This window comes from Micromonospora sp. NPDC048909, assembly GCF_040649635.1.
Lineage (GTDB): Bacteria > Actinomycetota > Actinomycetes > Mycobacteriales > Micromonosporaceae > Micromonospora.
The window spans coordinates 37415-51196 of the sequence record NZ_JBEZFU010000003.1 but is presented as its reverse complement, the minus strand read 5'-3'; the positions used below and the strand labels follow the sequence as shown (position 1 = coordinate 51196).

Genomic DNA, 13782 nt, shown 5'->3' with positions numbered 1-13782 from the left:
GCTCAGGCCTGCGGCAGGTACACCCGACCGCCGCCGGAGACGAACTCCGCCGACTTGTCCCGCATGCCGCGCGCCGCGTACTCCTTGAGCTCCTGGGTGATCTTCATGGAGCAGAATTTCGGGCCGCACATCGAGCAGAAATGCGCGGTCTTGGCCGGCTCGGCGGGCAGCGTCGCGTCGTGGTACGCCCGTGCGGTCTCCGGATCCAGCGCGAGGTTGAACTGGTCCTCCCAGCGGAACTCGAACCGGGCCTTGGAGAGCGCGTCGTCCCAGGCCTGCGCGCCCGGGTGGCCCTTGGCCAGGTCTGCCGCGTGCGCCGCGATCTTGTACGCGATCACGCCGGCCTTCACGTCGTCCCGGTCGGGCAGCCCGAGGTGCTCCTTCGGCGTGACGTAGCAGAGCATCGCGGTGCCGAACATCCCGATCATCGCCGCGCCGATCGCCGAGGTGATGTGGTCGTACGCGGGCGCGATGTCGGTGGTCAGCGGGCCGAGCGTGTAGAAGGGCGCCTCGTGGCACCACTCCTGCTGCAGGTCCACGTTCTCCTTGATCTTGTGCATCGGCACGTGCCCGGGGCCCTCGATCATCACCTGCACGTCGTGCTCCCAGGCGACCTTGGTCAGCTCGCCGAGGGTACGCAGCTCGGCGAACTGCGCCTCGTCGTTGGCGTCCGCGATGGACCCCGGACGCAGCCCGTCGCCGAGGGAGAAGGTCACGTCGTACCTGGCGAGCAGCGCACACAACTCGGCGAAGTTGGTGTAGAGGAAGTTCTCCTCGTGGTGCGCCAGGCACCAGGCCGCCATGATCGATCCACCTCGGGAGACGATCCCGGTCACCCGGTCGACGGCCATCGGCACGTACGGCAGCAGCACCCCGGCGTGCACGGTCATGTAGTCGACGCCCTGCTCGGCCTGCTCGACGACGGTCTCGGCGAACACCTCCCAGCTCAGCTTCACCGGGTCGCCGCCGACCTTCTCCAGCGCCTGGTAGATCGGCACCGTGCCGATCGGCACCGGCGAGTTCCGGACGATCGCCTCGCGGGTCTCGTGGATCCGCTTGCCGGTGGAGAGGTCCATCACCGTGTCCGCGCCCCACCGGGTCGCCCAGGTCAGCTTCTCCACCTCCTCGGCGACGGACGAGCTGACCGCCGAGGTGCCGATGTTGGCGTTCACCTTCACCAGGAACGCCTTGCCGATGATCGCCGGCTCACACTCCGGGTGGTTGACGTTGAGCGGCAGCACCGCCCGGCCGGCCGCGATCTCGTCCCGGACGAACTCCGGTGCGACGCCCTCCCGGATCGCCACGAACTCCATCTCCGGCGTGACGATCCCGGCCCGGGCGTAGCCGAGCTGCGTCGGACGCCGCCCGTCGACCCCGGCCAGCGGGGTGCCCGCACCGCGTACCGGAGCGACATCGCCGCGGGCCGCGATCCAGGGCCCGCGCAGCGGTGGCAGCCCCACCTCCGGGTCGGAGCCCGGCCCCGAGGTGTCGTAGAGCCGCAGCGGCGGGTTGTCCCCGGTCAGCGCCACCTCGGCGAACGGCACCCGGAGATCCGGTCGGGACCCCTCCACGTACACCTTGCGTCGTGCCTGCATGACAGCCTCCCTGGTGATCAAGCGGTCCAGCCGAAGTGGTCCAACGGACCCCGCCCGGCGCCCAGCTCCCAGCCCCGCGCGCCGGTCAGCGCGCGGTGCACGTACTCCTTGGCGGCACCGACCGCCGCCGGCACCGGATCCCCCAGCGCCAGCCGGACGGCGATCGCCGCCGAGAACGAGCAGCCGGTGCCGTGGGTGTGCCGGGTGTCCACCCGGGGCGCCCGCAGCAGCGTGGTGATCCCGCCGCCGTGCAGCACGTCCACCGCCTCGCCGCCGGAGAGGTCGCCGCCGGTGACCACCACGTGCTCCGGGCCCCCGGCGGCCAGCGCCTCCGCCGCGGCGACCATCCCGGCCAGGTCGTCGACCGGTCGTCCGGTGATCGCCGCGGCCTCCGCGCAGTTCGGCGTCGCCACCCGGGCGTACGGGAGCAGCCGCTCGACCGCGGCGACCACGCCGAGCCGGTGCCCGCTCGTGGCGACCAGCACCGGGTCGACGACGAGGTGCGGCAACCGACCGTCGCGGGCCGCGTCGGCCACCACGGCGGCGACGGCCGGGCTGCCGAGCATGCCGGTCTTCGCCGCCCGCACGCCGAAATCGGCCAGCACGCTGTCGAGCTGCTCGGCGACGGTGCGCGGCGGCAGCGGCAGCACCGCGTCGACGCCCCTGGTGTTCTGCGCGGTGACCGCGGTGAGCACGCTCGTCCCGTACGCGCCGAGGGCGGCGAAGACCTTCAGGTCGGCCTGGATGCCGGCGCCTCCGCCGGAGTCGGAGCCGGCGATGGTGAGCACGGCCGGTGGGGTCATCGTCGCCCTCCCGTGGTCGGTGTCGAGGGCTGCGGCCCGCTTCGCGGCACCGGGGTGACCGCCTCGTCGAAGGCTCCCGTCAACGTGGCGGCTGCCTTCGCGGGTTCGTCGACTCGCATGATCGCGCCGAGGACCGCTACTCCGGCGGCACCTGCCTTGACGCTCGCGTGCACCTGGTTGGGGGTCTCAAAGCCGCCGAGAGCGAGGACGGGTACCGGGCTTCGCCGGATCAGCGCGGCCAGCCCGTCCGGGAGCAGAGGTGGGCCGTAGCCGGGCTTGGTCCTGCTGGGATGCACGGGCGAGAGGGTGACGTAGTCCTCGGTGGAGAGACGAGCCAGCTCCGCACTGTCGTGGCAGGAGCGGCCCACCAGGCCGACGCTCGGCGGCGGGTACGGGCCGGCGGCGGGCAGGTGGACGGCGTCGCCGTCGAGCGGATCGGGACCGGCGACGATGAGTGTGCCGCCGACCTCGGCCAGGATCGCCCGCAGCTCGACGGCGAGGGCCGCTCGCTCGGCGCGGGGCAGGTCCTTCTCCCGCAGAACGACCCAGCGCACTCCCCCGCCCACCGCCGCCGCGACCACGCTGACCAACGGCCGCCGCGCCACCCGCCGATCGGTCAGCAGCACGACGCCGGTCGGCACCGCGCCGACCGGGATCTTGGCAGCTCCCGACCCCGCCAGGGGTCCGCTTCTGCCGAGATCCAGAGGGGTAGCGGTGTCGGGCTGCGCGTTCACAGGTCCGGCCGCCCGTCGTCCGGGGTGGACGCGAGGGCGTGGAAGCGGCGGGGGATGCGGCCCGCACCGGCGGCGAGCCGGCCGGCCTCGACGGCGTGCCGCATCGCGGTGGCCATCGCCACCGGGTCGGCGGCCCGGGTGACCGCGCTGGCCAGCAGCACCGCGTCGCAGCCGAGTTCCATTGCCAGCGCCGCGTCGGAGGCGGTCCCGATGCCGGCGTCGAGGATCACCGGCACGCCGACGCCCTGGCGGATCAGCCGGATGTGGTGCGGGTTGCCGATGCCGAGCCCGGAGCCGATCGGCGCGCCGGCCGGCATCACGGCCGCGCAGCCCACGTCGGCCAGTCGCCGGGCCAGCACCGGGTCGTCCGAGGTGTACGGCAGGACGGTGAACCCGTCGGCCACCAGTTCCTCGGCCGCGCGCAGCAGCTCCACCCCGTCCGGGAGGAGCGTCCGCTCGTCGCCGATCACCTCCAGCTTGATCCAGTCGGTGTCGAACGCGTCCCGGGCCAGTCGGGCGACCTTGACCGCCTCGCCGGCCGTGTAGCAGCCGGCGGTGTTCGGCAGCAGCCGTACGCCGCACCGGTCCAGCAGCTCCAGCAGGCCACCGGCGCTGCCGGGCGCGGTGTCCACCCGGCGTAACGCCACGGTGACCAGCTCGGTGCCGGAGGCCCGGATGGCCTGCTCCAGCACGTGCAGGTTCGCCGCGCCGCCGGTGCCCAGGATGAGCCGCGAGGTGAAGGGCACGCCGCCGATCTCGAACGTCACCCCGCTCACCCGCCCTGGGCCGCGCTGAGCACCTCGACCCGGTCGCCGTCGCGCAGCACGGTCGCCGGCCAGCCGGTCCGCGGGACCACCTCGCCGTTCACCGCGACCGCGAGCCCGCGCTGCTGCGGGGTGACCTCGCGGACCAGGTCGGCCACCGTCGCGCCGCCGGGCAGTGTGCGCCCGGCCCCGTTCACCGTCAGTTCCACCGGTCCCCCTTCATCGTCGAATCAGTTGCACCGACGGCGGTCGGGCCCGCGATGGCGAACCGGTCCGGTCGGAAGGGCGCGAGCAGCGGGTCGGGCGCGCCGGTGCTGACCAGGTCGGCGATCAGGTCGGCGGTGACCGGGGTGAGCACGATCCCGTGCCGGTGGTGCCCGGTGGCCGCCAGCACGTCCGGCCGGCCGGGCAACGGGCCGAGGATGGGCGCGTTGTCCGGCGTGGCGGGCCGCAGCCCGGCGACCGTCTCGACCAGGTCGTACTCGGCCAGCTCGGGGAGCAGCTCGACCGCGGCGCGGAGCAGGCGGAGCACCGCACCGGCGGAGACGTCGGTGTCCCGGCGTTCCTCGACCGTCGCCCCGACGACCACCTCGCCGCTGTCCCGGGGCACCAGGTAGACCTGCTCGCCGTCGGCGTACCCCCGGATGACGTGCCGGAAGCCCGGCGCAGCGCCACCCGGCGCGCGGAGCCGGAGCACCTGTCCCTTCACCGGCCGGACCGGCAGCCCGGCCAGCGCGGCGGCGCCGCAGCCGGCCGCCACCACCGTGACGGGCGCGCCCAGCTCGGCCAGCCGGCGCACCGGCGCGGGCACCAGCACCGCACCCGCCCGCTCGGCGGCGGTACGCAGCGCGGGCACCAGCAGCCGCGGGTCGATCTGGTGGTCGGTGGGCGCGAGCGCCCCGCCGCGTACCCGGGTGGCCAGCGCCGGTTCGCGGTCGCGCAGCTCGCTGGGGCGCAGCGGGGTCACCGGCAGGCCGAGCCCCTGCTGGTACGCCCAGAGCCGGCGCGCCTCGGCCAGGTCGTCCCCGGTCAGCCCGACCATCAGGGTTCCCTCGGTCCGGTAGCCGAGCTCGGCGCCGGTCGCCTCGGTCAGCTCGGCGGCGAACGCCGGCCAGCGGGCGGCGGACTCCACCAGCAACCCGGTCAGCTCCCGCTCACCGAAGTACGCCTCGGCGACCGGGGAGAGCATGCCGGCGGCGACCGCCGACGCTCCCGAGCCGGGGGCCGGGTCGTGCACGACCACCCGCAGCCCGCGGGCGGCGCACCGCCAGGCGACCGCCAGCCCGATCGGTCCCGCCCCCACCACCGCCACGTCCGGCCGGACCCGGTCGTCGGATCGCGTCGACGCCGACCGGCCGGTCAGCACGTCAGGGCCCCGAGCAGCTCGGTGGTCGCGCGGGCCGGGTCGGCGGCGGCGGAGACCGCGCCGACCACCGCCACCCCGTACGCTCCGGCGGCCCGCAGCGCCGGCACGCCGGCGGCGGTCACCCCACCGATGGCGATCACCGGCACGTCGACCGCCGCGGCCACCGCCCGCACCCCGGCCGCCCCGATCGGCGGCGGCAGGCCCTCCTTGGTGGCGGTGGGATGGCAGGGGCCGACCCCCAGGTAGCTGGCGCCGGCGGTGACCGCCTCGGCGGCCGTGCCGGGTTCCCGGGCGGTGGCGCCGAGCACGGCGGCCGGGCCGAGCACCCGGCGGGCCGCCCCGACGGGCAGGTCGTCGGCGCCGACGTGCCCGCCGGCGGCGCCCACCGCCAGCGCCACGTGCAGCCGGTCGTTGACCAGGCAGCTCGCCCCGTACGGCGCGCAGAGCGCCAGCACCCGGCGGGCCAGGTCGTACGCCTCGCGGTCGGTGGCGGAGTCCTCGACCCGGACCTGCACCACGAGTTCGGCGCGGGCCGCCGACAGGGCGGCCCGGACCACGGTGAGTGGGTCCCGCCCGGGTCGGGTGTCGGTGATCAGATGCAGTCGCCCAAGGGACAGCACGGCAACACTCCTCCCTGCGCCGGCATTACCCGGATCAGGTTCGACGGTCGGGGGCTGTCAGCCCCCCTCTCAGCCCGGTACACCGGGCTCCCGTGGGTTACTTGCGTGTCACGGTACGACAGAACCGTCGGGCTGCCAAGGCGGGGGTCGGTGGCGGATCCGGCTGGGCGCTTCATGCGGTCCTGTTCGGAATGTCGCCCGCCGTTGCAGAACCGTTACCCGCTGGCATCTTGCCCGACATGCATCCAGCGGAATTAATTTGTTCAGCGATTCGACAAAATGCTGGCGTGGACACCCTGACACGGTGTCCGCACCGGCTCCATCTGGGACGGTCTTCGGCGAGCCGGCCCCCGCGATCCCTGTCCACCGCGACATAGGAGGCGGCGTGTCCCGATCTCGTCGTGCCCGTATACCCCTCACCGCAACCCTGCTCTCGTTCGCTCTGGCCACATCGACCCTGTTCGGCGCGCCCGCGCAGGCGGCACCGGCCGCCGCGCAGATCCCCCCGCGGGACGCGCAGGCCGCGGCCCCCGTCACCCAGGTGCTGCCCAAGGCCGCGCAGGTGGCCGACGACCCCTTCTCCGTCCTGGTCTTCTCCAAGACCGCCGGTTTCCGGCACGACTCGATCCCGACCGGCATCGCCGCCATCCAGCAGCTCGGCGCGGCCAACGGATTCACCGTCGACAGCAGCGAGGACGGCGCCGCGTTCAGCGACGCCAACCTGGCGAAGTACCAGGCGGTGATCTGGCTCTCCACCACCGGCGACGTGCTCGACCCCGAGCAGCAGGCGGCGTTCGAGCGCTACATCCGTGCCGGCGGCGGCTACGTCGGCATCCACGCCGCCTCGGACACCGAGTACAGCTGGTCCTGGTACGGCGACCTGGTCGGCGCCTACTTCGCCAACCACCCGGCGAACCAGCAGGCCACGGTGAAGGTGGAGGACCACGCCCACCCGTCCACGGCCGAGCTGCCGGACCGCTGGTCGCGGTTCGACGAGTGGTACAACTACCAGACCAACCCGCGGCCGGACGTGCACGTGCTGGCCAGCCTGGACGAGAAGAGCTACACCCCGGGCGCCGGCGCGATGGGCGCCGACCACCCGATCGCCTGGTGCCAGGACTTCGACGGCGGCCGGTCCTGGTACACCGGGGGCGGCCACACCCGGGAGTCGTACGCCGAGCCAGAGTTCCTGGGCCACCTGCTCGGCGGCATCCGTACCGCCGCGGGCGCGGCGGACGCCGACTGCGGCGCCTCGAAGACCGCCAGCTTCGAGAAGGTCGCCCTGGACAGCAACACCAGCAACCCGATGGAGCTGGACATCGCGCCCGACGGGCGGGTCTTCTACATCGAGCGCGACGGCCGGGTGCAGATCGTCAAGCCGGACACCGGCAGCACCGTCACCGCCGTCGACCTGGACGTCTTCACCGGCAACGAGGACGGCCTGATCGGCATCCGGCTCGACCCGGACTTCGCCACCAACCACTGGGTCTACCTCTACTACGCCCCGAACGACGGTGTCGCGCGCAACCTGCTGTCCCGGTTCACGGTGACCGGCGACACCATCGACCCGGCCAGCGAGAAGCAGGTGCTGCGGGTCGACACCCAGCGCAACACCTGCTGCCACGCCGGCGGCAGCATGGCCTTCGACGGGGCCGGCAACCTCTACCTGGCCACCGGTGACAACACCAACCCGTTCGAGTCGAACGCGTACACGCCGATCGACGAGCGGCCGGGCCGCCAGGACTACGACGCCCAGCGCACCTCGGGCAACACGAACGACCTGCGCGGCAAGGTGATCCGGATCCACCCGGAGGACGACGGGACGTACACCGTCCCGGCCGGAAACCTCTTCGCGCCGGGGACCGACAAGACCCGCCCCGAGATCTTCGCGATGGGCTTCCGTAACCCGTTCCGGATCGGCACCGACCCGAAGACCAACACGCTCTACGTCGCGGACTACGGGCCGGACGCCAACGCGGACAACCCGACCCGGGGCCCCCGCGGCCTGGTCGAGTGGAACGTCGTCACGCCCGGCAACTACGGCTGGCCGTACTGCACCGGGACGAACGAGGCGTACAACGACTACACCTTCCCCTCCGGCCCGAGCGGGGCGAAGTTCGACTGCGCCGCGCCGGTGAACAACTCGCCCAACAACACCGGCCTGACCAACCTTCCGCCGGTCGTCCCGGCCACCGTCGACTACGGCTACGCCGGTGACGCCCGGTACCCGGAGATCGGCGGCGGTGGCGCCCCGATGGGCGGCCCGGTCTACCGCTACGACGCCGACCTGAACTCCGAGCGCAAGTGGCCGGCGTACTACGACGGCAAGGCGCTGCTCGGTGAGTGGAACCAGTCGAAGATGTACACCATGCAGGTGACCGCCGACGGCAAGTCGCTGGTGGACATCAACCAGCTGCTCACCGGCATGAGCATGATCCGGCCGATGGACTTCGAGTTCGGCCCGGACGGCGCGCTCTACCTGATCGAGTGGGGCAGCGGCTTCGGCGGCAACAACGACAACTCCGGCGTCTACCGGATCGACTACATCGCCGGGGACCGGGCGCCGATCGCGGTGGCGGCCGCCACGCCGACCTCCGGGCCGGCGCCGCTGACCGTGAGCTTCTCCAGCGCCGGCTCCCGGGACCCGGACGGTGGCACGCTCACCTACGCCTGGGCCTTCGGCGACGGGCAGACCTCCACCGAGGCGAGCCCGACGCACACCTACGCGACGGCGGGCAGCTTCACCGCCCAGCTCACGGTGACCAACCCGAAGGGCCGCACCGCGGTGGCCAACGTGCCGGTCACCGTGGGCAACACCGCGCCGACGGTGACCATCGAGTTCCCGCCGGACGGCGGCTTCTTCGACTGGGGTGACCAGGTCCGCTACACGGTCAAGGTGACCGACCCGGAGGACGGGGAGATCGACTGCGACCGGGTCCAGCTCCAGGTGCTGCTCGGCCACGACGAACACGCCCACCCGCTGGAGCAGCACACCGGCTGCACCGGCACCGTCCAGACGTCGCTCGCCTCCGGGCACGGCGCCGAGGCGAACGTCTTCGCCGTCTTCGAGGCCACCTACACCGACGAGGGCGGCGCCGGCGGGGCCGGGCCGCTCACCGGCCGGGCGATCGAGCAGTTGCAGCCCAAGCGCAAGCAGGCCGAGTACTTCACCGCGACCGGCCGGGCGCCGGTGAGCACCGGCGGCGGCGACGCCGGCGTGCAGCGGGAGACCACCGGCGACACCGCCGGTGGCGGCCAGAACATCGGGTTCATCGAGGACGGCGACTGGTGGTCGCTCGCCCCGGCGGACCTGACCAACATCACCGACATCCGGTTCCGGGCCGCCTCGGCCGTCGCCGGTGGTCGGATCGAGGTCCGGGTCGGCGCGGCCGACGGACCGCTGGTCGCCTCGGCCACCGTGCCGGGCACCGGCGGATGGCAGACGTACACGGACGTGACCGCGCCGGTGACCGGTGCCGCGAGCGGCACGCTGTACTTCGTGGCCCGGGACCCGAACGGCGGCGCGGGGTCGCTGCTCAACGTCAACTGGATGGACTTCCTCGGCCGCGGCGTCACGGAGAATGGGCCACCGGTGGTCAGCGCCACCGCCACCCCGACCGCCGGCACCGCGCCGGTCACCGTCGCCTTCGACGGCACGGCCACCGACGCCGAGGGCGACACCCCGCTGACGTACGCCTGGGACTTCGGTGACGGCGGCACGGCGTCCACGCTGGACGCCAGCCACACCTACACCAGCCCGGGCACCTTCACGGCGACGCTCACGGTGACCGACAGCAAGGGCGCCAAGTCGTACGCCACGGTGCCGGTGCGGGTGGATGCGCCGAACACGTCCTGCTTCGGGGCGCGCTCGGACGACTTCAGCGGCGCCAGCCTCGACAAGACCCGCTGGAGCGTGGTCCGGGAGAACCAGCTCTACTCGGTCTCGGAGGGCGCGCTGCGTCTGCCGACCGGGGTGGGTGACCTCTACGGGGCCCGCAACGACGCCACCAACCTGGTGCTCCAGCCGGCGCCGACCGGGGCCTGGCAGGCGACCACCCGGATCACCCTCCCGGTGACGACCAACTACCAGCAGGCCGGCCTGCTGGTCTACGGCGACGACGACAACTACGCCAAGCTGGACCTGCTCTTCTCGGGCAGCCGGCGGGTGGAGTTCATCCGGGAGACCGCCGGCACGCCGCGCAACGAGGCCGCCGACAGCGCCGCCGCTCCGGCGGGCGACACGCTGCACCTGCGGCTGAGCAGCGACGGGACGAACCTGACCGCCGCCGTCTCGGCCGACGGGCAGACCTTCACCCCGGTCGGCCGGTCGGCCGCGCTCGCCGGCATCACCAACCCGCGGATCGGCCTCTTCGCGCTCAACGGCGGCACCGACGCGCCGGTGGTCGAGGCGGCGTTCGACTGGTTCCAGGTCTCGCCCGACGAGCCGGCCGGACCGGTCGACCCGTCGGACGAGTTCAGCGGCGACACGCTGGACAAGTGCCGGTGGGACGCGATCCTGCGGGAGGACCCGACGGGTTACCGGGTGACCGGTGGCGCGCTGCGGGTCGACGTGCCGAACGGTGACATCTACGGCACCGACAACACCGGGCCGGAGAACTTCATCCTGCAGACCGCGCCGGCCGGCGACTGGACCCTGGAGACGAAGGTCGACGGCAGCCTGCTGAACGAGCAGTACCAGCAGGCCGGTCTGATCGTGCACGCCGACGACGACAACTACCTGAAGTTCGACTACATCGCGGACAACCAGGCCGGCCAGCCGGTGACGCGGCGGATCGAGTTCCGCAGCGAGATCGGCGGGGCGGTGCAGAACCCGCAGCCGGAGGCGGCGAACCTGACCGGTTCGGTGTGGTATCTGCGACTGGCCCGCAGCGGTGACACCTTCACCGCGTCGTACTCGGCCGACGGGACGACCTGGACGGCGTTGACCACGCTCACCAACAGCGCGGTCGGTGCCACCCCCAAGGTCGGGCTCTTCACCCTCGGCGCCAACCAGACCGCCTCGAAGACCGCCGGGTTCGACTACTTCCGGCTCAGCACCGAGACGGCCGACGAGACGGCTCCGGTGACCACCGCGGCGGTCTCCGGAACCCCGACCGAGGGTTGGCACACCGGGCCGGTGACGGTCACCCTGACCGCCGCCGACGAGGCCGGTGGCAGCGGCCTGGCCGGCACGCAGTACCAGCTGGACGGGGCGACCGCCTGGACGGACTACACCGCGCCGGTGGCGGTCACCGGGGACGGCGAGCACGAGCTGCGGTTCCGCTCGACGGACCAGGCGGGCAACGTGGAGTCGACGAAGACCGTCAGCTTCAAGATCGACACCACCGCGCCGGTCACCTCGGCGTCCTTCGCTCCCGCGAACGACGCCGGCTGGCACGACGGGACCATCCCGGTCGTGTTGACCTCGACCGATGCCGGCTCCGGCGTCAAGTCGGTGGAGTGGTCGCTGGACGGTGGCGCGTGGACGCCGTACTCGGCGCCGGTCGAGGTGACCGGTGACGGGGAGCACGAGCTGCTCTTCCGGGCCGTCGACAAGGCCGGCAACGCCGAGACGCTCAAGTCGGCGGTGCTTCGGATCGACGGCACCAAGCCGACGCTGCTGGTGTCCGGGATCGCCGACGGCCAGCTCTACGGGGACAGCCAGGACGTCCGGGTGTCCTGGCAGGCGGTCGACCCGACCTCGGGCATCGCGACCGTGGTCGGCGAGCTGGACGGCCGGCCGTACGCCAGCGGCACCCTGCAGGCCATGTACGAGCTGCCGCTCGGCCTGCACGAGCTGACCGTCACCGCGACCGACAAGGCGGGCAACCAGACCACCTCGGAGGTCCGGTTCTTCGTCACCACCTCGTTCCGGGACATGCAGAACCTGCTGGACCGGTTCAAGGCGACGGGGCGCCTCTCGGCCAATGCCCACAAGCAGCTGACCGCGAAGCTCGACGCCGCCCGTAAGGCCGAGGCTGCCGGCAACGACAAGAAGGCGGTCAAGCAGCTGACCGAGTTCCGGACCCTCGCCGCCAGCGCCAACCTGGTGCCGGAGGCCGAGATCCGGGACGTGCTGGTCCGGGACGCCGATGCCATGATCGTCCGGCTCGGCGGCGCGGCCAGCAAGGCCGGGGTGAAGGCGAACGACGGCGAGTCCGTCGACGGTGCCGGGCGACTGGGTGGCGATGCCACCCGGCTCGCCCCGGGCCGCCGACTCTGATCCGACGAGGCCCCTCCTCGACGCTCCGGCGTCGGGGAGGGGCCTCTTCCATCCGCAGTGAGGAGACGTCCGTGACGCGTACCCGCAAGGCGTTCGCCGCCCTGCTCGTCGGACTGGTCCTGGCCCTGGTCTCGTCGGCCCCGGCCGCGGCACACACCGGGAAACTCAAGCTGACCGTCGCCGGCGACGGGGCGGGCGGGGTGACCGTGCAGGCCGTCCACGCCGACGGGCACCGGCTGGAGAAGCCGGTGCTGTTGACGCTCACCGGCACCGGCCCGGACGGACAACGGATCGGCCCGGTGCAGCTGGAGCCGGCCCCCGAGGGGCAGGGCTTCTACAGCAGCGGTCCGCTGCTCTCTCCGGGCACCTGGAAGGTGACGGTGAGCGCGCCGCCGCCGAACAAGAGCACGGCGAGCGCCCAGGTGCAGGCCCGGCCCGCCCAGTCACCCGCGCCGGCTGCGGCGCCGGTCGCAGCGACCGCGCCGGCGGCCGACGCCGGTGCCACCGCGGGTGCGGGGGGCGCCTGGTGGTGGCCGGTCGGGCTGGCCGTCCTGGTGCTCGCCGCCCTGGCGGTGGCGGTGCCGATGCTGCTCACCCGCCGCCGCTCCGACGCAGGCTGAATCACACGGCGCGAGGTCGCAGGCCGGCTTCGACGCTGACCGCCGCCGGGCCGTTGGCCCTGGCGGCGGTCGTGTCGGACGGTCAGAGGATGGCGCGCAGCGCCGCCAGGTCCTCGTCGGTGGGCTGCCAGCTGCCCGCGCTGGCGTTGGCGAGCACCTGCTCGGGGGTGGTGGCACCGGCGATGACCGAGGTCACCGCCGGCTGGGCGGCCAGCCCGCCGATGGCCACCTGGAGCATGGTGAGCCCACGCTCGTCCGCGTACCGGCCGATCGCCTCGATGGTGTCCCAGTCCGCCGCGGCGAACCGCTCGGCGTACCGGCCGCCGCCGGAGAGACGGCTGCCCGCGGGCGGCTGCTCGTCACGCTTGTACTTGCCGGTGAGCAGCCCGTTGGCCAGCGGGAAGAACGGCAGCAGCCCGAGGCCGAACCGCTCGCAGGCCGGCACGACCTCGGTCTCCACCGACCGCTCCAGAAAGCTGTAGTGGTTCTGCGCGCTGATGAAGCGGGACCGCCCGTTCGACGAGGCCACCCAGTCGGCATCCGCGATCTGCCAGCCGGCGAAGTTGGAGTTGCCCAGGTAGCGGACCTTGCCGGCGCGGACCAGGTCGTCCAGCGCGGCGAGGGTCTCGTCGATCGGGGTGTCCGGGTCCGGCTCGTGCATCTGGTAGAGGTCGATGTGATCGGTGCCGAGCCGGCGCAGCGACGCCTCGACGGCCCGGGCGATGTAGCGCCGGGCCCCCCGGGCACCGAAGTCCGGCCCGTTCAGGCCGTGCATGTCCATGCCGAACTTGGTGGCCACCACCACGTCGTCCCGGCGGCCCTTGAGCGCCGCGGCGAGCAGCTCCTCCGAGCTGCCCTGCGGCTCCCCGTAGATGTCAGCGGTGTCGAAGAAGTTGATGCCGGCGTCGAGCGCGGCGTCCACCACCGCCCGGGTGCCGTCGAAGTCGAGCTTGCGGCCGAAGTTGTTGCAGCCGATACCGACCACGGACACCACGAGCCCCGAGTCGCCCAGCCGGCGGTACGTCATCTCAGTCACGAGATCAACCCTATGCCCGTC

Annotated in this window: 10 protein-coding genes and 1 riboswitch; of the genes, 2 read left to right on the top strand and 8 right to left on the bottom strand. The window is 73.1% G+C overall.

Annotated elements, in window-relative coordinates; translation table 11 throughout:
* Positions 1 to 2: 2 nt before the first annotated feature.
* The 7 genes from thiC to thiE all read right to left on the bottom strand — a co-directional run bounded on the left by thiC (position 3) and on the right by thiE (position 5882).
* Entirely contained in the window at positions 3 to 1595 is a 1593-nt protein-coding gene (thiC, locus tag AB0C04_RS09565) for a phosphomethylpyrimidine synthase ThiC (protein ID WP_357050888.1), read from the bottom strand.
* 17 nt (positions 1596 to 1612) lie between these two features.
* Positions 1613 to 2398 carry a bifunctional hydroxymethylpyrimidine kinase/phosphomethylpyrimidine kinase gene (gene thiD, locus AB0C04_RS09560; RefSeq protein WP_357050885.1) on the bottom strand — a complete coding sequence of 262 codons (786 nt, stop codon included), beginning with the start codon at positions 2396 to 2398 and terminating at the stop codon, positions 1613 to 1615.
* Positions 2395 to 3039, bottom strand: a complete 645-nt coding sequence (locus AB0C04_RS09555) for a thiamine phosphate synthase (protein WP_357050881.1) — start codon at positions 3037 to 3039, stop codon at positions 2395 to 2397. The genes thiD and AB0C04_RS09555 overlap by 4 nt, the downstream gene beginning before the upstream one ends.
* Positions 3040 to 3128: 89 nt before the next feature.
* Positions 3129 to 3908 (bottom strand): thiazole synthase, encoded by a 780-nt coding sequence (locus tag AB0C04_RS09550; protein ID WP_357050879.1) that lies wholly within the window; start codon positions 3906 to 3908, stop codon positions 3129 to 3131.
* A complete protein-coding gene (thiS, locus tag AB0C04_RS09545; protein ID WP_350871246.1) occupies positions 3905 to 4105 on the bottom strand; it encodes a sulfur carrier protein ThiS in 201 nt (66 codons plus the stop codon). Before thiS ends, AB0C04_RS09550 begins: the two co-directional genes overlap by 4 nt.
* Positions 4096 to 5262 carry a glycine oxidase ThiO gene (gene thiO / locus AB0C04_RS09540; RefSeq protein ID WP_357050874.1) on the bottom strand — a complete coding sequence of 389 codons (1167 nt, stop codon included), beginning with the start codon at positions 5260 to 5262 and terminating at the stop codon, positions 4096 to 4098. Before thiO ends, thiS begins: the two co-directional genes overlap by 10 nt.
* Positions 5256 to 5882, bottom strand: coding sequence for a thiamine phosphate synthase (gene thiE / locus AB0C04_RS09535; protein ID WP_357050873.1), 627 nt, complete (start codon positions 5880 to 5882; stop codon positions 5256 to 5258). Before thiE ends, thiO begins: the two co-directional genes overlap by 7 nt.
* Positions 5877 to 5986, bottom strand: a riboswitch (TPP riboswitch). Its footprint overlaps the gene before it by 6 nt.
* Positions 5987 to 6267: 281 nt before the next feature.
* Here thiE and AB0C04_RS09530 point away from each other — a divergent pair.
* The gene (locus AB0C04_RS09530) at positions 6268 to 12105 is read left to right on the top strand and encodes a ThuA domain-containing protein (protein WP_357050871.1); all 5838 of its coding nucleotides are present in this window, start codon (positions 6268 to 6270) and stop codon (positions 12103 to 12105) included.
* Between the two features lie 71 nt (positions 12106 to 12176).
* Positions 12177 to 12725, top strand: coding sequence for a hypothetical protein (locus AB0C04_RS09525; RefSeq protein ID WP_357050868.1), 549 nt, complete (start codon positions 12177 to 12179; stop codon positions 12723 to 12725).
* 82 nt (positions 12726 to 12807) lie between these two features.
* On the opposite strand, the gene AB0C04_RS09520 is transcribed toward AB0C04_RS09525, so the two are convergent.
* Positions 12808 to 13752, bottom strand: coding sequence for an aldo/keto reductase (locus AB0C04_RS09520; RefSeq protein WP_357052183.1), 945 nt, complete (start codon positions 13750 to 13752; stop codon positions 12808 to 12810).
* Positions 13753 to 13782: the final 30 nt, after the last annotated feature.

What these genes read in the sequence shown, in the direction of transcription:
- thiD (WP_357050885.1), bottom strand. Translation starts at nt 2,398, where the DNA reads ATGACCCCACCGGCCGTGCTCACCATCGCCGGCTCCGACTCCGGCGGA.
- thiC (WP_357050888.1), bottom strand. Translation starts at nt 1,595, where the DNA reads ATGCAGGCACGACGCAAGGTGTACGTGGAGGGGTCCCGACCGGATCTC.
- AB0C04_RS09520 (WP_357052183.1), bottom strand. Translation starts at nt 13,752, where the DNA reads ATGACGTACCGCCGGCTGGGCGACTCGGGGCTCGTGGTGTCCGTGGTC.